The 21,230-nt window shown below is 73.7% G+C and carries 19 protein-coding genes and 2 pseudogenes; 11 read left to right on the top strand and 10 right to left on the bottom strand.

Annotation, left to right across the window (positions count from 1 at the left end):
* The first annotated feature begins 111 nt into the window (after positions 1-111).
* Both RB614_RS21695 and gndA read left to right on the top strand, forming a co-directional pair.
* Positions 112-903 carry a hypothetical protein gene (locus RB614_RS21695; protein ID WP_308714410.1) on the top strand — a complete coding sequence of 264 codons (792 nt, stop codon included), beginning with the start codon at positions 112-114 and terminating at the stop codon, positions 901-903.
* A gap of 88 nt (positions 904-991) precedes the next feature.
* Positions 992-2,416 carry an NADP-dependent phosphogluconate dehydrogenase gene (gene gndA, locus RB614_RS21700; RefSeq protein WP_308714411.1) on the top strand — a complete coding sequence of 475 codons (1,425 nt, stop codon included), beginning with the start codon at positions 992-994 and terminating at the stop codon, positions 2,414-2,416.
* A gap of 52 nt (positions 2,417-2,468) precedes the next feature.
* Here the strand turns inward: gndA and RB614_RS21705 are convergent, their stop codons facing one another.
* Entirely contained in the window at positions 2,469-3,050 is a 582-nt protein-coding gene (locus RB614_RS21705; RefSeq protein WP_308714412.1) for an MCP four helix bundle domain-containing protein, read from the bottom strand.
* 35 nt (positions 3,051-3,085) lie between these two features.
* Positions 3,086-3,922, bottom strand: a complete 837-nt coding sequence (locus tag RB614_RS21710; RefSeq protein WP_308714413.1) for a S1C family serine protease — start codon at positions 3,920-3,922, stop codon at positions 3,086-3,088.
* A gap of 416 nt (positions 3,923-4,338) precedes the next feature.
* Between RB614_RS21710 and RB614_RS21715 the strand changes: the two are divergent.
* Positions 4,339-4,473, top strand: a pseudogene (locus tag RB614_RS21715) (DNA-binding response regulator); the annotation flags it as partial.
* Between the two features lie 41 nt (positions 4,474-4,514).
* Here the strand turns inward: RB614_RS21715 and RB614_RS21720 are convergent.
* Positions 4,515-6,824, bottom strand: a complete 2,310-nt coding sequence (locus tag RB614_RS21720) for a cation-translocating P-type ATPase (RefSeq protein WP_308714414.1) — start codon at positions 6,822-6,824, stop codon at positions 4,515-4,517.
* Between the two features lie 110 nt (positions 6,825-6,934).
* Here RB614_RS21720 and RB614_RS21725 point away from each other — a divergent pair, with 110 nt between their 5' ends.
* The 3 genes from RB614_RS21725 to RB614_RS21735 all read left to right on the top strand — a co-directional run bounded on the left by RB614_RS21725 (position 6,935) and on the right by RB614_RS21735 (position 9,791).
* Positions 6,935-8,395: a sensor histidine kinase gene (locus RB614_RS21725; protein WP_308714415.1), complete on the top strand. Its 1,461-nt coding sequence runs from the start codon at positions 6,935-6,937 to the stop codon at positions 8,393-8,395.
* 331 nt (positions 8,396-8,726) lie between these two features.
* Entirely contained in the window at positions 8,727-9,581 is an 855-nt protein-coding gene (locus RB614_RS21730) for a helix-turn-helix domain-containing protein (protein ID WP_308714416.1), read from the top strand.
* 18 nt (positions 9,582-9,599) lie between these two features.
* The gene (locus tag RB614_RS21735; protein WP_308714417.1) at positions 9,600-9,791 is read left to right on the top strand and encodes a DUF397 domain-containing protein; all 192 of its coding nucleotides are present in this window, start codon (positions 9,600-9,602) and stop codon (positions 9,789-9,791) included.
* 49 nt (positions 9,792-9,840) lie between these two features.
* Here RB614_RS21735 and RB614_RS21740 read toward each other — a convergent pair whose 3' ends face one another.
* Positions 9,841-10,005, bottom strand: a complete 165-nt coding sequence (locus RB614_RS21740) for a hypothetical protein (RefSeq protein ID WP_308714418.1) — start codon at positions 10,003-10,005, stop codon at positions 9,841-9,843.
* A gap of 11 nt (positions 10,006-10,016) precedes the next feature.
* Positions 10,017-10,193, bottom strand: a pseudogene (locus RB614_RS21745) (ATP-binding cassette domain-containing protein); the annotation flags it as partial.
* Positions 10,194-10,419: 226 nt separating this feature from the next.
* Here RB614_RS21745 and RB614_RS21750 point away from each other — a divergent pair.
* Positions 10,420-10,848, top strand: coding sequence for a CBS domain-containing protein (locus RB614_RS21750; protein WP_308714419.1), 429 nt, complete (start codon positions 10,420-10,422; stop codon positions 10,846-10,848).
* A 268-nt stretch (positions 10,849-11,116) separates the two neighbouring features.
* On the opposite strand, the gene RB614_RS21755 is transcribed toward RB614_RS21750, so the two are convergent.
* The 3 genes from RB614_RS21755 to RB614_RS21765 all read right to left on the bottom strand — a co-directional run bounded on the left by RB614_RS21755 (position 11,117) and on the right by RB614_RS21765 (position 13,639).
* Positions 11,117-12,073 carry a methyltransferase domain-containing protein gene (locus tag RB614_RS21755; RefSeq protein ID WP_308714420.1) on the bottom strand — a complete coding sequence of 319 codons (957 nt, stop codon included), beginning with the start codon at positions 12,071-12,073 and terminating at the stop codon, positions 11,117-11,119.
* Between the two features lie 184 nt (positions 12,074-12,257).
* Complete coding sequence (locus RB614_RS21760; protein ID WP_308714421.1) at positions 12,258-13,016, bottom strand: anti-sigma factor; 759 nt, start codon at positions 13,014-13,016, stop codon at positions 12,258-12,260.
* The gene (locus RB614_RS21765; protein WP_308714423.1) at positions 13,013-13,639 is read right to left on the bottom strand and encodes a sigma-70 family RNA polymerase sigma factor; all 627 of its coding nucleotides are present in this window, start codon (positions 13,637-13,639) and stop codon (positions 13,013-13,015) included. The genes RB614_RS21760 and RB614_RS21765 overlap by 4 nt, the downstream gene beginning before the upstream one ends.
* Positions 13,640-13,955: 316 nt before the next feature.
* Between RB614_RS21765 and RB614_RS21770 the strand changes: the two genes are divergently transcribed.
* Together RB614_RS21770 and RB614_RS21775 are read left to right on the top strand one after the other, a co-directional pair.
* A complete protein-coding gene (locus RB614_RS21770; RefSeq protein ID WP_308714424.1) occupies positions 13,956-16,013 on the top strand; it encodes an Hsp70 family protein in 2,058 nt (685 codons plus the stop codon).
* Positions 15,997-17,379, top strand: coding sequence for an Hsp70 family protein (locus tag RB614_RS21775; protein WP_308714425.1), 1,383 nt, complete (start codon positions 15,997-15,999; stop codon positions 17,377-17,379). The genes RB614_RS21770 and RB614_RS21775 overlap by 17 nt, the downstream gene beginning before the upstream one ends.
* A 116-nt stretch (positions 17,380-17,495) precedes the next feature.
* Here the strand turns inward: RB614_RS21775 and RB614_RS21780 are convergent, their stop codons facing one another.
* Positions 17,496-18,350 (bottom strand): class I SAM-dependent methyltransferase, encoded by an 855-nt coding sequence (locus RB614_RS21780; protein ID WP_308714426.1) that lies wholly within the window; start codon positions 18,348-18,350, stop codon positions 17,496-17,498.
* 71 nt (positions 18,351-18,421) lie between these two features.
* Here RB614_RS21780 and RB614_RS21785 point away from each other — a divergent pair, with 71 nt between their 5' ends.
* Positions 18,422-19,648 carry a sensor histidine kinase gene (locus RB614_RS21785; RefSeq protein ID WP_308714427.1) on the top strand — a complete coding sequence of 409 codons (1,227 nt, stop codon included), beginning with the start codon at positions 18,422-18,424 and terminating at the stop codon, positions 19,646-19,648.
* A complete protein-coding gene (locus RB614_RS21790) occupies positions 19,645-20,292 on the top strand; it encodes a response regulator (protein WP_308714428.1) in 648 nt (215 codons plus the stop codon). Before RB614_RS21785 ends, RB614_RS21790 begins: the two co-directional genes overlap by 4 nt.
* Before the next feature lie 98 nt (positions 20,293-20,390).
* On the opposite strand, the gene erm is transcribed toward RB614_RS21790, so the two are convergent.
* The gene (erm, locus tag RB614_RS21795; protein WP_308714523.1) at positions 20,391-21,164 is read right to left on the bottom strand and encodes an ErmE/ErmH/ErmO/ErmR family 23S rRNA (adenine(2058)-N(6))-methyltransferase; all 774 of its coding nucleotides are present in this window, start codon (positions 21,162-21,164) and stop codon (positions 20,391-20,393) included.
* Positions 21,165-21,230 lie beyond the last annotated feature (66 nt).

Raw genomic sequence — 21,230 nt, forward strand, 5'->3', positions numbered from 1 at the left:
CCTGCGCCGCCCGACGCGAGGAGCGGAGCGACGAGAGAGGGCGGCGCAAGCTGCGGGTCCCAAGCGAGCGGAGCGAGCGCAGCCAGCAGGGTCTCTAGGGGGTGAGAAAGCGTGTGGCGTTTCGCGGGCCGGTTGAGCCTGGTGCTCGGCCTCCTCGTCGTGTCCACCGCCGTGGTCGCCGCGCCGGCGTCCGCGGCACAGGGCGTCACCGTGCGGATCTCCGAGGTCACCGGGCGGTTCGAGGCGGGCGCGACGCCGGCCCAGATGACCGTGGTGGCCACCAAGCGCACCCGTGAGTGCATCAAGGTGCGCTGGTCGCTGGTGCTGCGCGTGGAAGACATGAGCCTCGACCAGATCACCGTCGACCGGCGCGAGGAGGACGGCTCGTTTCCGGTCGAGTTCCAGGACAACGGCGCCGAGGGGCGGCTGACCGACGAGCGGCTCGACCCCGGCACGCTCTGCCGCAACCGCACGGTGACCGCGCGATACACGATCGCGTTCGACGACGACGCCAGCGGCGGGCGGGTGACGCTCCGCGCGGAGGCGTTCGACGCGCGCAACGAGTTCCTGGAGAGCGACACCGCCACCCGCAACGTCCAGGGCGACGAGTCGCCCTCACCCTCACCCACCCCCGCCCAGGAGGAGACCGTCGAGCCGACCGAGGAGGCCGAGGCGCCGATCGCCGGCGGCGGCATCGGCGAGCCGACCACGCCGGCCGCGGGCACCGGCGGTTCCGGTCTGCTCCCGGTGGGCCTGGCGGTCGGCGGGATGATGGTCTTCCTCGGCCTGACGCTGCTGCTGCGGGCGCGGAGCAAGCTGCTGCGCGGCCAGCCCGCCGGTCGCCCCGGCATCCGCGGCACCTGGCAGAGCAACGCCGCGCGCACCATCCGGGAACGCCGCTGACCCGCCGGTTGACCTCAACTCCTGGCCGCCAGACTACGTATGTAGGGCAGAATCGAGCCATTGCTCGGCCGTGAGGGAGGAAGACCTAATGACGGAGTTGGCGCGCATCGGGGTCACGGGGCTGGCGGTCATGGGCCGCAACCTCGCCCGAAACCTGGCGCGGCACGGCCATCCGGTGGCGGTGCACAACCGCTCGTACGGCCGGACCAAGGAGCTGGTCGAGGAGTTCGGCCACGAGGGCACCTTCCTGCCGGCGGAGACCGCGGAGCAGTTCGTGGCGAGCCTGGAGCGCCCGCGCCGCCTTGTGATCATGGTCAAGGCCGGTGGGCCCACCGACGCCGTGATCGACGAGTTCGCACCGCTGCTCGAGCCGGGCGACATGATCGTCGACGGTGGCAACGCGCACTTCGCCGACACCCGCCGCCGCGAGCAGGCGTTGCGCGAGCGCGGGCTGCACTTCGTCGGCACCGGCATCTCCGGTGGCGAGGAGGGCGCGCTGCACGGGCCCAGCATCATGCCCGGCGGCTCCGCCGAGTCGTACGAGGCACTCGGCCCGCTGCTGGAAGACATCTCGGCGAAGGTCGACGGCACGCCCTGCTGCACCCACGTCGGCCCGGACGGCGCCGGACACTTCGTGAAGATGGTGCACAACGGCATCGAGTACGCGGACATGCAGCTCATCGCCGAGGCGTACGACCTGCTGCGCCGGGGCGCCGGCCGGCAGCCCGCCGAGATCGCCGACATCTTCCGCGGGTGGAACGAGGGGCGGCTCGGGTCGTACCTCATCGAGATCACGTCCGAGGTGCTCGCGCACACCGACGCGGCCACCGGCAAGCCGTTCGTCGACGTGGTGCTCGACCAGGCCGAGCAGAAGGGGACCGGCCGCTGGACCGTGCAGATCGCGCTCGACCTGGGCGTACCGGTCAGCGGCATCGCCGAGGCGGTCTTCGCCCGCTCGCTCTCCGGCGACGCCGACCTGCGCTCCGCCGCCCGCGGGCTGCCCGGCCCGGTGCCGACCGGCGCCTCCGACGTGCTGGTCGACGACGTGGAGCAGGCGCTGTACGCGTCGAAGATCGTCGCCTACGCGCAGGGCTTCAACCAGATCCAGGCCGGCAGCGCGGAGTACAACTGGAACATCGACGCGGGCGCCATGGCCACCATCTGGCGGGGCGGCTGCATCATCCGGGCCAAGTTCCTCGACCGCATCAAGGCGGCGTACGACGGCGACCCCGGCCTCCCCTCGCTGCTCGTGGACGACCACTTCCAGGAAGCCGTACGGGGTGCGCAGGACGCCTGGCGGCGGGTCGTGGCGACGGCGACGACGATGGGCATCCCGGTGCCCGGCTTCTCGTCCGCGCTGGCGTACTACGACGGCCTGCGCGCCGAGCGGCTGCCCGCCGCGCTCGTGCAGGGGCAGCGCGACTTCTTCGGCGCGCACACCTACCGCCGGGTCGACCGCGAGGGCAGCTTCCACGTGCTGTGGGGCGGCGACCGCGGCGAGGTCACTGCCTGATCCGAAACGTTGCGGGTGGCGGGTCCCACGGCGGGACCCGCCACCCGCCGTATCAGGAGTCGATCTCGCCCTGTGCCTTTTGGCACGCGGTGGTCGCCTGGCGCAGCGCGGTCTCCAGCGCGGCCTCGTTGTTGGAGTCGGCCGCGTCGACCGCCTCGACGAAGCGGCGCATGCAGGGCAGTAGCACGTCGCGCTCCTTGGTGACCTTGTCGAGCGACTCCTTGTTCTTCGTCAGCTCGTCGTTGGCCGTCTTGAGGTCCGCCTCCAGCTTGGTGATCCGGTCGGAGTTGGCCTTGATGGTGTCGTCGCGCTCGGCGACCTGGCTGTTGAGCCTGTCGCGGGTGTCGCCGAGCTGGCTGCTCTTGGCCACGTAGAGCCCGGTCATCACGCCGGCCAGCAGGAAGAGCGCGACCGCCGCCACGACCGCCACCAGCATCGGTGCCCGCCCGGCCGGCGGCTGCTGCTGTCCATAAGGGACACTGGCCGGCTGCGGCGCGCCGGAGACCGCGTACGGCGGGGGGCTCGACGCAGGCCAGCTCCCGGTCGGCTGGGACGGCGGCGGGTAGCCAGGGTAGGCCGGCGACTGCGGCGGGTACTGCTGCGGGTCTTCCGGCGGGTACCCGGGGTGGGTCATCGCACTTCCTCCTGAGGGGCTGGACTCGGGCTCGGCTAGCAGACCCGAAACTTGGTGCAGGCGGTCTGGATCGGGGTGGCCAGCCCGATCCCTTCGGAATCCCGGGCCTTGAGGCTGGCGATGCCCACCACCTGCTTCGCGGTGTTGACCACGGGGCCGCCCGAGTTGCCGGGATTGATCGAGGCGTCGAACTGGATGAGGTCTCCGGCGCCGGCCTCACCCTTGCGCAGCGCGCTCACCACGCCCACGGTGACGCTGTCGGTCAGGCCGAGGGGCGAGCCGACCACGACGATCTGCTGCCCCGACTGGACCGGCTCGGTAGACGTGGCGAGCCCGGCGAACTCGAACGGCGCCGACAGCACCGCGATGTCGTTGGCCTGGTCGACGTCGGTCACCGTGGCGCTGTAGGTCTCGCTGTCGCGCTCCAGCTGCACCCGGTTGCCACCGCGTCCCCAGACCTCCTGCACCACGTGGTACGCGGTCAGCAGGCGGCTGGTGCCCGAGCTGGGGCTGCCGACGGCGAACGCGGTGCCGGTGACCTTGCCCGCGGTGATCCGGAAGACGCTGGGCAGCACCGCAGCGGCCACCGCCTGCGGGTCGAAGACCTTGCCGGCCTGCTCGCCGAGCTGGGTGACCTGCCCCTCCAGGCTGTCGAGCCGCTGGTCGTCGCCGGCCTGCACGCGGTCGGCGTCGGCACGGGCCCGGTCGAGGTCGCCGCGCAGGTCGCTGATCTGGCGGGCCTGGACGATCGCGACCGCGCCGAGCACGAGGGTGAACACGACCGCCACCACGGCCAGCACGAAGCCCGCCCGGCGCGGCCTGGGCGGGGCCGGCGCACCGGAGACCGCCACGCCGGAGACCGGTGCCGGCATGGGGGGCGGACCCATCGGCGGCGGCGGACCCATCGCCGGCGATGGGCTCATTGCCGGCGACGGACCCATCGGCGGGGGCGGGCCCATCGGCGGCGGCGGATGGGCGGGCGGAAGATGGACGGGTGCGGGCTGCTGGGCGGGCACGGGCTGGGGCTGGGGTGCGGGTGCTCCACCCTGGGCCGGCAACGGGATCCGGCCGGTCGGCTCGTCGGAGCCCGGGCCACCTCCCCCGGGGCCGTGCGCAGTGGTCACCGGTCAAGGATCGCATCGCGGCGCAAGCTCGCCCATATCACCGCCATATCAATAGGGCGGGGTAGCGTCGGCCAGGTGAACCACCCAACGAAAACGCTCCGCTCCGCTCCACGTTTCCGCCGGGGCCCGGGGTGATCCGGGTGTTGCTCGCCGACGACGAGGCGATGATCCGGGCCGGGGTGAAGGCCATCCTCGCCGCCGACCCCGAGATCGAGGTCGTGGCCGAGGCCGGCGACGGCCGCGAGGCGGTCGACCTCGCGCTGGCCCACCGCCCGCAGGTGGCGCTGCTGGACATCCGCCCTGACCCGGCTGGGCGTGCGCAACAGGGTGCAGGCGGCGATCATCGCGTACGAGGCGGGGCTGGTCGCAGCAGCCGAGTGACGAGCTCCATCAGCAGGCCCGCGGCCACGGCGATCGTCACCGCCAGGGTGGGCGCGCGGCTGCCGACCAGTTCGAGCTGGAAGAAGTCCTGCAGGAACGGCACCACCAACACCACCGCGAACGCGCCGCCCATCCCGGCCACCAGGAGGATCCGCCACCACGTGTACGGCCGGGCGATGATCGCCAGTGCCCAGAGCGCGACGAGGAAGAGCGTGAGCGTGGCGGCCGAGGTCTCGGCGTCCAGGTTGCCGTCGTAGACGGAGCGTGCCGTCAGGTACGACGCGAACGTGGCGGCCGCCGCGAGCAGCCCGGCCGGTACCGCGAACCGCAGCACCCGCCCGACGAAGCCGCCCTGGGCCCGCTCGGTGTTCGGCGCGAGCGCGAGGAAGAACGCCGGGATGCCGATCGTCAGCGACCCGATGAGCGTGAGGTGGCGGGGCAGGAACGGGTACGGCACCTGGCTCAGCACCACGATGACGGCGAGCAGCACCGAGTACACGGTCTTGGTGAGGAAGAGGTTGGCGACCCGCTCGATGTTGCCGATCACCCGCCGCCCCTCGGCCACCACCGACGGGAGCGCGGCGAAACTGTTGTCCAGCAACACGATCTGAGCCACCGCACGGGTCGCCGGGCTGCCCGAGCCCATCGCCACGCCGATGTCGGCGTCCTTGAGCGCGAGTACGTCGTTGACCCCGTCGCCGGTCATCGCGACCGTGTGGCCGCGGGACTGGAGCGCGGCCACGATCTCCCGCTTCTGCCGCGGCCCCACCCGCCCGAAGACGGTGCCCGCCTCGACCGCGTCGGCCAGCGCCGCCGGGTCGTCCTCGGGGAGGGTACGGGCGTCCACCGGCCGGTCGGCGCCGGGCAGGTCGAGCGACTGCGCCACCGCGCCGACCGAGACCGGGTTGTCACCCGAGATCACCTTGACCGCGACGCCCTGGTCCGCGAAGTAGCGCAGGGTCTCGGACGCGTCCGCGCGCAGCCGCTGGGCGAGCACGACGAGCGCGACCGGCCCGTCCTCGCCGGCCAGCAGCAGCACCCGCAGCCCGCGTGCCCCGTACTCGTCGGCCTCGGCGAGGGCCGGGTGCCCGGCGGGCAGGAGTACGTCGGGGGCACCGATCCGCCAGGTCGCCGTGCTCCCGTCGGGCGCGGTGAGCGTGGCCCCGCTCCACCGCCGCGCGGAGGAGAACGGCGTCCGCTCGCCGATCGTCCACTGTGGTAGCTCAGGGTACGTGGCGGCGATCGCCCGCATGCTCGGGTTGGGGCGCTCGTCCGCGGCGGCGAGCGCGCCGAGCACCCCCTCGACCGGGGCGTCGGGCCCCAGCCGGCGTACCTCGTCGACCGTCATCTCCGCGTCGGTGAGCGTGCCGGTCTTGTCGAGCGCGACCACGCTCACCCGGGCCAGGCCCTCGATCGCCGGCAGCTCCTGCACGAGCGTGTTGCGCCGGCCGAGCCGGATCACGCCGACCGCGAACGCCACCGAGGTGAGCAGCACCAGCCCCTCGGGCACCATCGGCACCAGGCCGCCGACCATGCGGCGTACCGCTTCGGGCAGGTCGTCGCGGTTGACCAGGAGCTGGCTCGCCACGAGCGCCAGCCCGGTCGGGATGATCATCCAGGTGACCACCCGCAGGATCGTGTTGATGCCGTTGCGCAGCTTCGAGTCGACGAGCGTGAAGCGGCTGGCCTCCTCGGCGAGCTGGGCCGCGTACGCCTCGTGCCCCACCTTGGTCGCCGTGAAGGAGCCGGCGCCGGAGACCACGAAGCTGCCGGAGAGCACCTGGTCGCCCGGCTCCTTGACGACCGGGTCCGCCTCGCCGGTGAGCAGCGACTCGTCCACCTCCAGGTGGTCGGCCTCGGCGACCACCCCGTCCACGACGATCTTGTCGCCGGCGCCGAGCTCGATCAGGTCGTCGAGCACGATCTCCGAGGCGTCCACCTCGACCGCCTCGCCGTCGCGGCGTACCACGGGGCGGGCCGCGCCGACGATCGCCAGCCGGTCAAGCGTTCGCTTGGCGCGCAGCTCCTGGATGACGCCGATCAGCGTGTTGGCGATGATCACGCCGCCGAAGAGCGCGTCCTGGATCGGCCCGACCGCCAGGATCATGATCAGGAGTACGCCGATGATCGCGTTGATCCGGGTGAAGAGGTTGGCCCGGACGATCTCGCCCACGCTCCGGCTGGACCGCGCCGGGACGTCGTTGACCTGGCCGGCCGCGATCCGCTCGGCCACCTCGGGTGCGGTCAGCCCCGTCTCCACGCGCAACATGGCCCAACCGTAGATCGCCCGCGGGGCCGGCCGCCCCGGCCTAACGTCGTCCGGTGGCCCTGACTTTAGACAGGGTTTGACCGGCGGCAAGCAGGGCTAACGTCGAGGCTGTGCGGCGTACGGCGACCGACATCCTGCTCTGGGTGGTGCTCGCCGTGCCCGTCGTGCTCGCCTGGCCGGGCCACAACGCGTACCCGTTGTGGCTGCTCCTGCTCTCGATCGCCGCGCTCGGCGCGGCGGTGGGGGTGAGCCGGCGCTACCCGCTCGCGTCGCTCTTCGTCGTGGTCGCGCTCACCGCCGTGGACGGCAACTTCTCGTTCTCCCTGCCGGTGGTGAGCTACCTGGTCGGCCGGCGCATGGCGAGCGTGCTCCCGGCCGCGATCGGGTTCCTGGCGATCGTGGCGGTCGCCACACCGTACGTGCTGGTCGACGCCGGCTTCTTCGTCTGGACCCAGATGGCCGGCGTCCTGGTGTACGCGGGGCTCTTCCCCTGGCTCGTCGGCCGCTACCGGCGGCAGCAGCAGGACCTGGTCGCCGCCGGATGGGAGCACGCCGAGCAGCTCGAACGCGAGCAGCGGATGGCCGCCGACCAGGTACGGCTGCGCGAGCGGACCCGGATCGCCGAGGACATGCACGACTCGCTCGGCCACGAGCTGAGCCTCATCGCGCTCCGAGCCGGCGCGCTGGAGCTCGACCCCGACCTGGACGAGCGGCACCGGGACGCCGCTGGCGAGCTGCGGGCCAGCGCCGGCGCGGCCACCGAGCGGCTGCGCGAGATCATCGGCGTACTCCGCGACCAGACCGAGCCGGCCCCGGTCCGACCGGTCGACGAGGACATCGCCGAGCTGGTCCGCCGGGCCAAGGACTCGGGCATGGCCGTCGACCTCGCCTACGAGGGGGAGATCGGCCCGCTGCCGCCGATGGTCGACCGGGCCGCGTACCGGGTCGTCCAGGAAGCGCTGACCAACGCCAACAAGCACGCCCCCGGCGCCGCCGTCACCGTCCGGATCCGGCGCGGCGAGACGGCGGCGACGGTCACCGTCCGCAACGCGGCGCCGCCCGCCGGCCCGCTGCCCGCGCCCGTGCCGGGGCGGCGCGGCCTGGTCGGGATGACCGAGCGGGTACGGCTGGCCGGCGGCACGCTCAGCGCCGCGCGGCCGCCCAGCGGCGGGTTCGAGGTGGTGGCCCGCCTGCCCTACGCGGCCGCACCCGCACCGCCTACACCGGAGACCTCGACCGACCGGCGGCGGCTCGTGCAGCGGCAGGCCCGGCGCGGGCTGATCGCGGCGTTCGCGGTGCCGGTGGCGCTGGGCGCGGTGGTGGGCGGGACGGCGCTGGCCTACTACGCCTACGTGACGGCCAACTCGGTGCTGCCGCCCGCCGAGTACGCCCCCGGCTCAGCGTCGGCATGGACCGGGCTGCGGTCGAGCGGGTGCTGCCGGACCGGGAGTGGCTGGACGCCCCGGCCCGGGACGGCGGCCCGGGCGACTGCCGCTACTACCGCTCCAACGGCGACCTGCTGCGCGCACGGCTCGACATCTACCGCCTCTGCTTCGCGGACGGCCGCCTGATCACGAAGGACACGATCTCCTCCACGGCGTGACCGGCCCGAGCCCGGGAACTGTCCCGTGTCTGACAGGTCCGCGCCGGGCGGCGACACGGGGCGCCCTTGCCCTCGGCGTCGCCAGCCCGGCCGGAGATTGGAAGGAGCGGGGGCTGGAGGCAGCTTGGCAGGCTTTGCGAGAGCCCGCCGCTCCTGTCACATGAGCATGGCTTGTGCGAGTCGCAATTGCAAGCGACTCAACATGATCACTCATGGTACGTTTCGGCCGCCGGGCTTGGATCCACGCCGCCGCGGCCGCATGTTCAAATGTGTCGTATCCCGGAGCGGGAGGAGGAGTCGTGGACGGCACGAGCCCGACCGTCCAGCGGCGCCGGCTCGGACTCGCTTTGCGCACATTGCGGCAGGAGCGGGGGCTGACCGGTGAGCAGGCCGGCGAGCGGGTAGAACGCTCCGCGTCGTGGATCTCCCGTGTGGAGGGTGGCCGGATCGGCATCCGCGGCCGGGATCTGCGCGACCTCCTCGATCTGTACCACGTGGACGATGCCGCCCGCCGCACCGAGCTGCTCTCGCTCGCCGAAAAGGGGCGTGCGCGCAGCTGGTGGAGCGAGTTCAGCGGGGCGATCTCCGAGGCGTACGCCACGTTCATCGGCTTCGAAGACGAGGCGACCCGCTTCGAGTCGTACGAGCCGATGGTCGTGCCCGGCCTGCTCCAGCTCGAGTCGTACGCCCGGGCGCTGGTCGAGAGCGGCCTGCCCCGGCTCAGCCCGAGCCAGGTGGAAGACCGGATCCAGGTGCGGCTGCGCCGGCAGGAGGTGCTCCGCAAGCCCGATCCCCTGCACCTCTCGCTCATCCTCCAGGAGAGCGTGCTGCGCCAGCGGGTGGGTGGCGCCGAGATCATGCGCGACCAGCTGGGCCACCTGATCGATGCGGCCGGCCTGCCAAACGTGGACCTGCGGATCCTCCTCGACGAGCACACGAGCCCGATCGGCAGCTTCCATCACTTCGTATTGATCTATCTGGAATCCGATACACCCGAGACGGTGTACGTCGAAGACTTCGCCGGGGGGCGATTTGAACGGACCGGTAGCATCCGTCCGTACCAAGAAACGTTCGAGCGTTTTAACCGTCTTGCACTCGATCCAGGCGAGTCGATAACTAAGATCGAACTCGCCATGCAAGAAACAGCCCCCTAGGAATGTGAGAACAACTCTGTGTTGACGGACTCTTGGCGCAAGAGCTCGCGCAGCTACAACAACGGCGACTGCGTGGAAGCGCGCCGCCACGCCGCCACCGTCGAGATGCGAGACAGCAAGGACCGCGGTGGGCCGGTGCTCGGCTTCCCGCAGGACCGCTGGCAGGAGTTTCTGGACGGCGTCCAGCTCGGCGAGTTCGACCGCACGTAGCCCCATGGGTCAAGGGAGTGCGGCCGGTCGCCGCACTCCCGCGCGTCGTTCAGGCGTCCCGTTTCCGCAGCACCGCATAGCCGGCCGCGAGGACCGTGCCGGTCCAGGCCACCTGCCCGCGGACCGGCACCGCCCGCGGCGTGGACCGGATCGCGCCGGTCGAGTACTCCGCGGTGATCACCAGCATGGCCAGCGCGAACTGGGCGAGCGACACGTCGAGCAGCGCAGCGCACCCACTGTCCGAAGTGGAGTCTTCAGCTCGGCGTACGGCTTGCCGTTGACGAGCGCGGTGCCCGCGGTGGGCCGGTCGAGTCCGAGGATCATGCGGATGGTGGTCGACTTGCCCGAGCCGTTCGGCCCGAGAAACCCGGTCACCCGGCCCGGCGCGATCCGCAGCGAGATGTCGTGCGCAGGGCACGATCGTCACCCGCATCCCCTGACTCTCGTCAGGAGCCGGCCCCGCTTATCCGCCCTTTGCCCTGCGTGCGTACGGTGCGGCGGCTACGGTGAGGCTGAGGCGCTCCGCCTCGGGCACCGCGCGAGCGCCGCCGCCCACCGGCCCCGGCCACGCGGCCGGAGGGAAGTCGTCCACCGGCCTCGTCGATGCGGCCGGAGGAAGGAGAGCACCATGAACACCGCTCGCGACATCATGCACCCGGGAGCCGAGTGCATCGGCGAAAACGACACGCTGGAGAGCGCCGCCCGCATGATGCGGCAACTCCGCGTGGGCGCGCTGCCCATCTGCGGCAACGACGATCGGCTGCACGGCATCATCACCGACCGCGACATCGTGGTGCGGTGCGTCGCCGAGGGCGGCGACCCGCGCACGATGACCGCGCGCGAGATGGCGCAGGGCACCCCGATCTGGGTCGACGTGGACGCCGACCAGGACGAGGTGCTGCGCCTGATGGAGAGCAACAAGATCCGTCGCCTGCCGGTGATGGAGGAGCAGCGCATCGTCGGCATGATCAGCGAGGCCGACCTCGCCGTACACCTCGACGAGCACCGCATGCACCAGTTCGCCGAGAGCATCTACTCGGCCCAGCCCAACAGCTGACCACTCGCCCGATCGGGGGCACCCACGCGGGCGCCCCCGATCCCGCCCGGCCCCGCGCCCCACGCCCCGCGCCCAGCCGGTGATCGTGGTATTTGAGTGCCCCTCTGGGGGCAGCTAAGTACCACGATCTGATTCCGCGACGCCGCCTCGCTCGCCTGCGCGGCCCAGCCGTTTACAAAGCTCAGCGTCCGTCCGCAGCCGCCGGCCGTCCCGGGATGGATCGTCTCGATCAACGAGCGAGAAGCGGGGCGCAGGGGCGCGTGCCTGATCAGGCGGGCGGGGCGGCGACCAGGATGGTCGCCTCGGCGCCGGCGAGGCGGATCGGGTGGTGGGCGAGGATCGGCCAGGCGGGCGGTGGGGCTTCGCGCACGAGGGCGACCAGGCGGCCGCCGGGGCTGAGGACGCGGCGAAGCTCGGTCCAGAGGCGGGACGGGCCTTGGGCGATCCGCCCGCGGGCGGCGACCTGGCGGTCCCAGGGCGGGTTGACCAGGATGCGGTCGACGCTGGCCGTATGCAGCGGGAGGGCGCCGGCGTCGGCGTGGATCCAGCGGGCGCCGAGCCCGTCCGCGTTGCTGCCCGCGGCCCGCAGCGCGGTCGTGTCGGCGTCCGCGCCGAGCAGGTGGGCACCGGTGCCGGCCGCCTCGATCAGGAGGGTACCGGCGCCGCAGCACGGGTCGAGCAGCACGTGGCCGGGTTCGACGGCGGCCAGCCGTACCATCGCGGCGGCCACCGGCGGGTGCAGCGTGCCGGGTACGCTCGCCCGCTTGTAGTCGCGGCGGTGGCTGGGGCGGTCGCCCGGGCGTACGGCCACGGTGGCCCGCTTGCCCTCGATCGTCACCCGCCACGAGGTGGTACCGGGTGGTGGGCGCAGACCGCCGCGGCGCGAGTGGTACGGCACGCCGAGCGCTCTCGACAGGTGTGTGCCGAGGGCGTCCTCGACGTCGTACCGGCCGAAGCGGCGCGCTCCCACCACCGTGGCGGAGACGTCGAGGGGACGGCGCGGCGCCCAGGAGATGTCGCCCAGCTCCCCGAGCCGGCGCAGGTCTTCTTTCGTGTGGCCGATGCCGTGGATGACGGCGGCCACGAGCAGTACGTCGTCGGCGGTGGGCAGGGCGTGGATCACGGCGGCCGGATCCGGCGAGGTGAAGTGCACCTCGCGGTGGCCGATCAGGTCGACGTGACCGAGGCCGCGTGCGCGGATCTCGTCGGCGACCAGGGTCTCCATGCCTCGCACCGTCCGCGCCAGGAGGCGCGCGTGCATCGTTCTTCTCCCGCGGCAGGACCCGGGACGGCGCGGCGCCGCCCCGCATCACCAGCGGTGGGTGGGCCCGCGACCCGCCGGTGGGGTCAGCGGGCGAGGAAGAAGAACGTCACACGATCAGACTAGCGGCACCGGAAAGCGATATTTCTCAGTCCTCCACGGCCACGAGCGCCACCACCGGCACGGTCGGCTTCTGGGAGCCGCTCGCCGGCTCGATCGTGACGCCGAGGTTTTCCATGCCCCGGATGTCTTCGACCAGCTTTGTCGCCCCGCCCTCGCCGGCCGGGAGGACACCGCGCGAGTTGGCCGCGCCGCCGGCGATGGACCAGAGCTGGTACGCGCGGTCGGCGCCGGGCGGCCGGGCGCCGGAGAGCATGACCACACCCTCGTCGCGGCTCTCCGAGAGCACCATCGTGATCTGCCCGCCGCCGGTGACCGCACCGGTGCGCAGCCGCGCGTCGGAGGCGGCGAGCACCGCCTCGATCCGGGCCGACTCGGCGCGCAGGGCCTCGGCGGTCGCGCGCTCGTCCCGTACCCGCTGCTCTTGGGCCACATAGGAGACCGTGCCCGTGCCCGCGGCCAGGACCACGGCGGCGGCCGCGGCCACGACCACCGACCTGCGCCGCCAGCCGCCGGCGGCGGGTGCGGCAGCGCGGGCCGGGCGGTCCGGGCGGCCGGGAGGCAGCTGGCGGGTCTGGCGGATCTCGGCGAGCACGTTGTCGCGCAGGCGGGGCGGGGGCACCGACCAGGCGCCGTCGGCCAGCCGCGCGGCGGTCTCCCGCAGCTCGGCGACCTCGTGCGCGCAGGACTCGCACTCGGCCAGGTGGCGGGCGAAGGCGGCCCGCTCGATGTCGGAGAGGGCGTGCAGCGCGTACGCCCCGGCGAGCGCGTGGACGTCCGTCGTCATGCTGTCACCTCCACGCCCAGGCAGTCGCGCAGCCGGATGAGCCCGTCCCGCATGCGCGTCTTGATGGTCGGCAGCGCGGTGCCGAGCAGCTCGGCGACCTCGCGGTACGTGTAGCCGCCGTAGTAGGCCAGCGTGATCGCCTCGCGCTGCAGCCCGGTGAGCGTCTGGATGCAGCGCCGCACCTGCTGCTGCTCCAGGTGGGTGGTGGCCTGGTCGACCACCTCGTCGTACGGCGTCTCGCTCTGCCCGGCCGCCAGCCGGCGGGCCCGCTCGGCGCCGGCCTGTTCGGAGCGGACCCGGTCGACGGCGCGGCGGTGGGCGATCGTGAAGATCCAGGCGGTGGCCGAGCCGCGCGCCGGGTCGAAACGGCTGGCGGTGCGCCACACCTCGACGAGCACCTCCTGCGCCACCTCCTCGGCCTGCGCCGGGTCGCGGACGACGCGCCGGGCCAGGCCGTACACCCGCGCGGCCACCAGGTCGTAGAGGCGGGTGAACGCGGCCTCGTCGCCCCGGGCGACCGCGCGCAGCAGCTCGTTGGCCTCCGCGGTGGGGTCCGGCGGCGGCGTGGGCACGGCCGACAGGTGCTCCGCCCGACGCGTCCCGTCGTTGGCACCGTCGCTCATGACCGTCCTCGCTTCGCTGCGGGCGGCGGCCATGAGGCTCCAGTCGCACTGTGCCCGTCGATTCGCTCGCTCATAAATGCCAGCCCCGCTCATCGCCTGCGCACCCATGTCGGTACTTCGGAGCCGTACGGTACCCGGATTGGTCGATCGATTGTTACCGACCTGTTTCCGGTGCATCCATATCGTCCCCTCAGCTTGTGCACTGCCCCTCTGGAGGGTGGACGCGGCCGTAAGACTCGCGGAAACTATGCCGGAACTCCCTGTAGTGCGAAACTCCCAGCCGCCCCTCAATCCCCCCAACCCCCGAGGACCGCTCATGGCCGAGCCGATCCTGGTGGTCGATGTCGGCACGTCGGCCACCCGCGTGGCATTGGTCGTCGGTGACCAGTCCGGGCTCCTGCGCGAGCCGGGCACCGGCAGCCTGGTGTGGCCGTCCTCGGTGTGCCTCGACGACGGCGGCTACCTGGTCGGCACCGCTGCCGAGCGGCGCAAGCGGGCCATCCCCCGGCGCTACATCGACGGCCCGCGGCGGGCGGTCGACGCGCAGGCCTCGATGTGGCTGGAGGGGCGGGAGGTCACCGGCGGCGAGGCGCTGGGTGCCTACCTGACGGTCGTGCGCGCCGAGGCCCGGCAGCAGTTCGGCGCTGACGTCGACCGCGTGACGCTCACCACACCCGCGGCGTACCTGCCCGGCGACCCGCGCGGCGACGTGCTGATCGCGGCCGGCGAGGCGGCGGGTTTCTCCGATGTGGAGCTGCTGTCGAGCGCGGTGGCGGTGGCGGTCGACCCGGAGACCGGCGGCGGGCTGCCCGGCGGCGCGCTCGTGCTGACCTGCGTGCTCGGCGCCACGTGGACGGTCTCGCTGGTGCAGGTGCGCGGCAACCACACCGTCCAGCTCGCCCAGGAGACCTCGGCCGCCGGTCACGACCTCGACGCCCTGCTGATCAACGATCTCCGTTCCGAGGGGCGCGCCTGGCTGGAGCCGCTGCTGGCCGCGCCGGGCGACGCCGGCCTGCGGGCCTACTACGAGGCGATCGACTTCGTGCGCCGGCTCAAGCACCAGCTCGCCGACGCCGAAGAGGTCGCCGACCACCTCACGCCGATCACCCCGCCCTACCGGCTGACCCGGGAGTGGCTGGCGGCGTTCGCCGAGCCGGTGCTGCGGTGGCTGGCCACCAGCTGCCACGCGGTGCTCGCCGCCGCCGGCGCCACCCCGGCCGACCTGGGCGCCGTCGTGCTCGCCGGTGGCGGCGCGCGGCTGCCGATGGCCGAGCCGACCCTCCGTGCGGCGCTCGGCCATCCCGTGCGCCGGGCGGCCGAGCCGGAGCTGGCGGCGGCCCGTGGCGCGGCCCGCTGGTCGGTCGGCGCGCTCAGCCGCGCGGTGCCGGCCGAGCGGCCGAGCTGGCGGATCGAGCCGGTCGCCTGGGACGTCCCGGGCGGCCGGGGCGAGCTGGTGCGGTGGCTGGTGCCCGAGGGCGAGCCGTACCCGGCCGGTGCCGTCGTGGCCCGGGTGCGGGTGCCCGACGACCGGGTGTTCGACCTCGTCGCGCCCCAGGCGGGCACCCTGCTCGCCCACCGCGCCACCCCCGGCCAGCAGGTCGGTCCGGTGCTGGTCGCCTCGGCCGCCAAGACGCCCAAGGCGCTCGCCGAGCACCCGCCCCCGCTCGAGCACCGGCTGGAGGTCGCCGGCTCGTGGCTGCTCACCCCCGACCGCAAGCGGCTGGTCGAGTGCGACGGCGCCGGGCGATACGTGCGCTACCGCGCGGTCGGCGACACCGCGGTGATCGGCGAGTTCGTTCCCGAGGCGAGCGGCGCGGCCCCGGTCGGCGGCCGGGTGTTCGTGGGTCCGGACGGGCGGCTCTGCCTGGTCGCCTGGGACTCGGAGAGCTGGTTTTCGGTCTGGGACGTCGACACGGGCAAGCTGGTGACCCGCTTCCGCGACCCGGCCGGCGCCTCCGACGTCCGGGTCAACGAGATCGAGTGGCGGCTGGCCACCGAGGCCGAGGGCAAGGCGGTGGGGCGCTACCGGCGCTCCACGTTCACGATCTGGGACCTGCGCACCGGCGGCCGGGTCGACAAGGTCACCGACGAGGCGTGGATCCGCCGCCACCCCGACTACTCCGGGCGCAGCCGCACCCAGGGCTTCGGCGCCACGGTCGCCAGCCCCGACGGGCAGTTGCGCGCCGCGATGGCGGAGGCCGGCGCCGGCTCGTGGGTGCTGCTGGTCCACGACATCGCGACCGAGCAGGAGGTGTTCCGGGCCCGCGAGTCACCGGACCGGCGGGCGCTGGTCGGGTTCAGCGCCGACGGGCGGCACCTGCTGGCCAACTGGGAGTCCGAGGGCAGGAGCCTGGTCGATGTCTGGCACGTCTGAGTCCCCGCCCTCGTCCCGGCCGCGCGACACGCCCGTGCTCGTGGTCGACTTCGGCACCACGACCTCGGCCGCGACCGTGGTCGCCGGCGAGGAGGCGTGGCCGGTGCCCGAGCCGGTGACCGGGGCCGCCACCTGGCCGTCCGCCGTCTTCTGGGACGGGCAGCAGATGCTCGTCGGCGCGCTGGCCGAGCGGCGCAAGCGCTCCGAGCCCGAGTCGTTCGCCGCCGAGTTCAAGCGGGGCCTGGCGGCCGACTCGTCGGTGGTGCTCGGCCGCCGGAGGTTTCGCCCGGTCGAGCAGGTCGTCGCGCTGCTCGCGGCGGTCCGCGCCGAGGCCGAGCGCCTGCACGGCGCCGCGATCAGCCGCGTGCTGATCACCGTGCCCGCCGGCTACGGCCCGAGCGACCCGCGCCGCGCCCGCATGATCGCCGCCGCCGAGGCCGCCGGCCTCGACACCGTCGAGCTGCTGCCCGAGCCGGTCGCCGCCGCGTTCGCGCCGATGGCCGGCCCGCCCTTCGCCCCCGGCGACCTCGTCCTCGTGTACGACCTGGGTGGCGGCTCCTTCGACGCCGCGCTCGTGCGCATCGGCGAGCGGTGGCACGAGGTGCTCGGCCACGCCACGCTCGACGACTGCGGCGGCCGCGACCTCGACGCGCTGCTCGCCGGCCGCATCCACGCCGACGGGCAGGAGTGGCTCGCCCCGCTGCTCTCCTCCGCCGCCGCGAGCCCGTCCGACCCGGCGACGCTGCGGCTGGGCATGGCCGTCACCGACTTCGCCCGGCGCCTCAAGCACCAGCTCAGCGCCGCCCCCGCGGTCGAAGACTTCTTCCTGCCCAACGCCCCTGCCTACCGGCTCACCCAGGCCGACCTGCGGGCGCTCGCCGCGCCGCTGCTCGGCCGCACGGTCGCCTGCTGCACCGACCTGCTCGCCCGCGTGGGCGTGCCGCCACACCAGGTCGCGGCGATCCTCACCGTGGGCGGCGGGTCGCGCATGCCCGCGGTGGGCGAGCTCCTCCAGCAGGCGCTGCGCCTCCCGCTCCACAAGGTCGAAGACCCAGACCTCGCCGTGGTACGCGGTGCGGCTCGCTGGCTCCCCCACAGCGGCCCGCGCCGGGTGCCCGCCGCCACCTCGCCCGAGCCGTCGATCCCGCTGTCGTTCGCCATCCCGGGCGGCTCGGCCCGGCTGCTGCGCTGGCTGGTCGCGCCCGGCCAGGCGTACGTGGCGGGCGTGCCACTGGCCCGCGTCCGCCTCCCCGGCGGCGCCCTGTGGGACCTGACCGCCCGCGTGCCCGGCACCCTGGACCGGCTGCTGGCGGCTCCCGGCTCCGAGGTAACCGCCCACGAGTGGCTGGCCCTGGCCCGCCCGTAGACGCTCGGTGCCCACGGGCCCGCGACGGTCTGGACCACCGCGGACGTCGCGGTAGCTCAATCTTTGGGTTGAGGGATCCTGGGGGTCAGGCGCCGGTGCAGGCGGCCCGCAGCGCGCTACGGGCAGCGTCCGGTGTGGACGGTGCGGGCGTCGAGCCAGTAGAGGTCGTCGCGGAGGCCGAGCCAGGCGGTGTCGGCCGAGTCGAGGAGCCGGTCCCAGGCGTCCAGGTCGGCGGGGTCCAGCAGGCCGGCGGGGCGCAGGTGGTCGACCCGGTGGGTCAGCTTGTCGAGCACGCGGTTGACCTCGGCGTCGGTGAGCGGCAGTTCGCGCTCGAAGAGCGTCGTGCGGGCGGTCACGCCGGTGAGGCCGGCGCGGCGCAGGCACTCGCTCCAGCCGTACGGCATGCGCACCGAGCCGGGCAGGCTGGCGCGCATCGCCGCAAACCAGCGGTCCTGCGCGGCGTCCAGCCGGACCTCCAGGCCGGGCTCGCCCACGCCGAGGTCCCACGGCAGGTGGCGGGCGGGCAGGCCGCCTTCGGCGAGCGCCAGCCGGCCGCCGGGGCCGAGCAGGCCGACCAGCGCGTTCACCGCGGCCTGCTGGTCGCCCGCGTGGTGTACCGACGCGGACGCCCACACCAGGTCGGCCGGCTCGCCGAGCGCGGCGCGCAGGTCGGTGAGGTCACCGTCGAGGTCGGCGGCGACGAACTCCAGGTGCGGTGCGCGCTCCTTCGCCGCTTCCAGGATCGCCGGCTCGCCGTCCACGCCGACCGCCCGCCCCTGCGCGCCCAGGGCGGTCGCCAGCGCCCGGGTCATGCCGGCGCCGCCACAGCCCACATCGACGGCGAGCCGGTCGTCCGGGCGGACCAGTGCGGCGGCCGTCGCCGCGTACCAGCCGGCCTCTTCGCCCGCGATGCGACCGAGATGAGCGGTTTGTTCCGACCAGACCACCGTGTACGGATCTTCACTCGTCACCGGCCCATTGTGTCGTCTCCTGCCGCGGCAGGAGGCCAGCACGTCCGTCCGGGGCCTACTGTTCGAATGTGGTGACCCAGTGGATCGGCCGGCTCTTCGACGAGCGGGCCTGGCCGGCGCGCCTGACGCTGCTGCTCGTGTTGACCGTCGGCTATCTGGTGCTGCTGCGCGCCCCCGCACCGCCGCCGACCATGGCCGACTGGGTGATCGCCCTCGCCGCCGTGGGGCTGAGCGCGGGCGGCGGGCGGTGGCCGCTGGCGACCTCCGTCGCGCAGTCCGGGCTGCTCATGCTGGCGTACGAGGTGGGCAACAACGCCGCCGTCGTCGTGAAGATCGCGGCGGCCGTCGCCCTCTTCGAGCTCGCCATGCGCCGCTCCGGCTGGCAGGTGCTGGTCGGCGCGCTCGCTCCGGCGACCGTCTACGTCCTGCACCCGAGCGACGGCCTGCCCTCCCTGCTGTACCGGGCCGCGGTCATGGTCGGCGCGCCGGTGCTGATCGGCGCGTACATCCGCTCGGTGCGCCAGACCGCCGCCCAGGCGCAGCAGCGGGTGGCCGAGGAGCAGCGGCGCCGCCTCTCCGAGACGCGGGCCGCGCGGGCCACCGAGCGTACGGCGATCGCCCGCGAGCTGCACGACGTCGTCGCCCACCACGTCGCCTCGATCGTGCTGCGGGTCGGCGTCGCGCGGCACGTGCTGCCGACCGACGACCCCAGCGTGCGCGAGGTGCTCGACGACGTTCACGGCAGCGGCACCGCCACGCTGTCGGCCCTGCGCCGGCTGGTCACCGTGCTGCGCGACCCGGAGGTGGGCGACACCCCGCCGTTCGTGGAGCCGGGCGAGCTGCACGCCGCGCTCGACGAGGTGGTGCAGCGCGGCCGCCAGGTGGGGCTCGACATCGCGTCCTCGGTCGACCCCGCGGTGGGTGGGCTCGATCCGGTACGCGGGCTCGCCGTCCTGCGCCTCACCCAGGAGGGCCTCACGAACGTGGCGAAGCACGCCGGTACCGCCGCCCACGCCGAGGTCTCCATGCGCCTCACGCCCGACGACGCGGTGCTGCTGGAGATCGTCGACGACGGTGGCGCCAGCCCGCCGGCCCTCCCCACCGCCGGCGGCGCCCCCGGCCACGGGCTGGTCGGCATGCGGGAGCGGGTCGAGCTGCTCGGCGGCTCGCTGTCGGTGGGACGCGCGGGGCGGGGGTGGCGCCTGTCGGCCCTGCTCCCCTCGGCCACGCCACCGGTCACCGCCCGCACCACGAAGACCTGCCACCAGAAGCCGGCACCGGTGGAGGCCCGAGCGTGATCCGGGTGCTGCTCGCCGACGACCAGCACCTGGTCCGCGCCGGGCTGCGCATGCTCTGCGCCGCGGCACCCGACCTGGAGGTGGTGGGCGAGGCCGACAACGGCGCCGACGCCGTACGCCTCGCCGACCAGGTGCTGCCCGACGTCATCCTGATGGACCTGCGGATGCCGGGCGTCGACGGCATCACCGCCACCGCACGGGTCCTCGCCGCCCGCCCGGCCGTACGGGTGGTCGTGCTCACCACGTTCGACGACGACGACCACCTCTACCCGGCCCTGGCCGCCGGCGCCTGCGGCTTCCTGGTCAAGGACGCCGCCCCCGAGGACCTGCTGGACGGGGTGCGCCGGGCGGCCGCGGGCGACTCTCCGTTCAGCCCGGCCGTGCTGCGCCGCCTCGTCGCGTCCGCGGTGCACAGCCGTTCCGCGCCCGCGTACCCGGCCCGGCCGGACTTCGGGCTCACACCGCGGGAGACCGAGGTGCTCGCCCTGGTCGGCGAGGGCCTGTCGAACGGCGAGATCGCGGAGCGCCTCCACCTCGGGGTCACCACGGTGAAGACGCACATCGCGAGCCTCATGACCAAGACCGGGACACCCAACCGGGTACGCCTGGCGGTGCTGGCCGTCCAATCAGGAGTGACGGCTTAGCCGGTGATCGAAGCTCCCTTCACGTCGCTAGAACGGCATGAAGGGAGCTTCGATCACGGGGGGGGGCGAAGGTCACGGGCGGGAGGCGGGGGCGAGGGTTACGGGCGGGGGGCCTGCAGCAGGCGGAAGAGGAGCAGCCACTGCTCCGGCCACACGTGACCGACCACAGTGGATGCCTCCAGCCGCGCCGCCCGGAAGGCCCCGTCCACCCGGCGAGCTGGGTACCGCCGGCGCAGTGAGGCGTGCAGCGAGCCGCCCACGCCGCCGAAGCCGAGGTCCACAAAGGACTGGTAGGCGGCCATCCGCCCGGCGGGCACGAGCGGCACCGGTCGCCGTTCCAGCCGCAGGATGCCGGAGTCGACGCGGGGCACCGGCCGGAAGGCCCGCCGCGGGATGCGCCCGGACAGTCCCCAGTGGAACTCCGGCCACGTCGACACGGTCAGCCGGCTCCACCGTCCATAGTCGCCGGTGCGCTTGCGCGCGTACTCCAGCTGGGTCACCAGCGTCGCCGCGGTGAGCGCAGGCGCCCGCAGGCACCACTGCACGATGGGTGCGGTGAGCGCGTACGGGATGTTGCCCACCACCGCGAACGGCTCGCGGGGCGCCCGGGCGGTCAGGAAGTCCTGGTGCCGTACGGCCACGTTCTCCGGTACCGCCAGGGTGGTGGCGAGAGCGGGGTCGACCTCGTACGCCACGACCCGCCCGGCCACCTTGGCCAGCCGCCGGGTGAGCCGCCCGTCGCCGGCGCCCACCTCCAGTACCAGGTCGCCGCGGCCCGGATCGGCGGCCCGTACCACGCGGTCCAGCTCGTCCGGGTCGTGCAGGAACGTCTGCGACAGCACGCGGCGGCTGCGGTCGCGCTCGTTGTGGATTCGTTGGGTATTGCGGCTTGATCGGGTGTTGTGCGCCACTGCCGGCGTCCTCTCCCACCGGCCCAC

It is taken from the genome of Phytohabitans maris (assembly GCF_031085175.1).
Taxonomy (GTDB): Bacteria; Actinomycetota; Actinomycetes; order Mycobacteriales; family Micromonosporaceae; genus Phytohabitans; species Phytohabitans maris.

Excerpts from the sequence above, each read along its gene's own strand:
- RB614_RS21710 (WP_308714413.1), bottom strand. The coding sequence starts at position 3,922 with ATGCCGGCACCGGTCTCCGGCGTGGCGGTCTCCGGTGCGCCGGCCCCG.
- RB614_RS21775 (WP_308714425.1), top strand. The coding sequence starts at position 15,997 with ATGTCTGGCACGTCTGAGTCCCCGCCCTCGTCCCGGCCGCGCGACACG.
- RB614_RS21705 (WP_308714412.1), bottom strand. The coding sequence starts at position 3,050 with ATGACCCACCCCGGGTACCCGCCGGAAGACCCGCAGCAGTACCCGCCG.
- RB614_RS21760 (WP_308714421.1), bottom strand. The coding sequence starts at position 13,016 with ATGACGACGGACGTCCACGCGCTCGCCGGGGCGTACGCGCTGCACGCC.
- gndA (WP_308714411.1), top strand. The coding sequence starts at position 992 with ATGACGGAGTTGGCGCGCATCGGGGTCACGGGGCTGGCGGTCATGGGC.
- RB614_RS21770 (WP_308714424.1), top strand. The coding sequence starts at position 13,956 with ATGGCCGAGCCGATCCTGGTGGTCGATGTCGGCACGTCGGCCACCCGC.
- RB614_RS21720 (WP_308714414.1), bottom strand. The coding sequence starts at position 6,824 with ATGTTGCGCGTGGAGACGGGGCTGACCGCACCCGAGGTGGCCGAGCGG.
- RB614_RS21755 (WP_308714420.1), bottom strand. The coding sequence starts at position 12,073 with ATGGAGACCCTGGTCGCCGACGAGATCCGCGCACGCGGCCTCGGTCAC.
- RB614_RS21750 (WP_308714419.1), top strand. The coding sequence starts at position 10,420 with ATGAACACCGCTCGCGACATCATGCACCCGGGAGCCGAGTGCATCGGC.
- RB614_RS21765 (WP_308714423.1), bottom strand. The coding sequence starts at position 13,639 with ATGAGCGACGGTGCCAACGACGGGACGCGTCGGGCGGAGCACCTGTCG.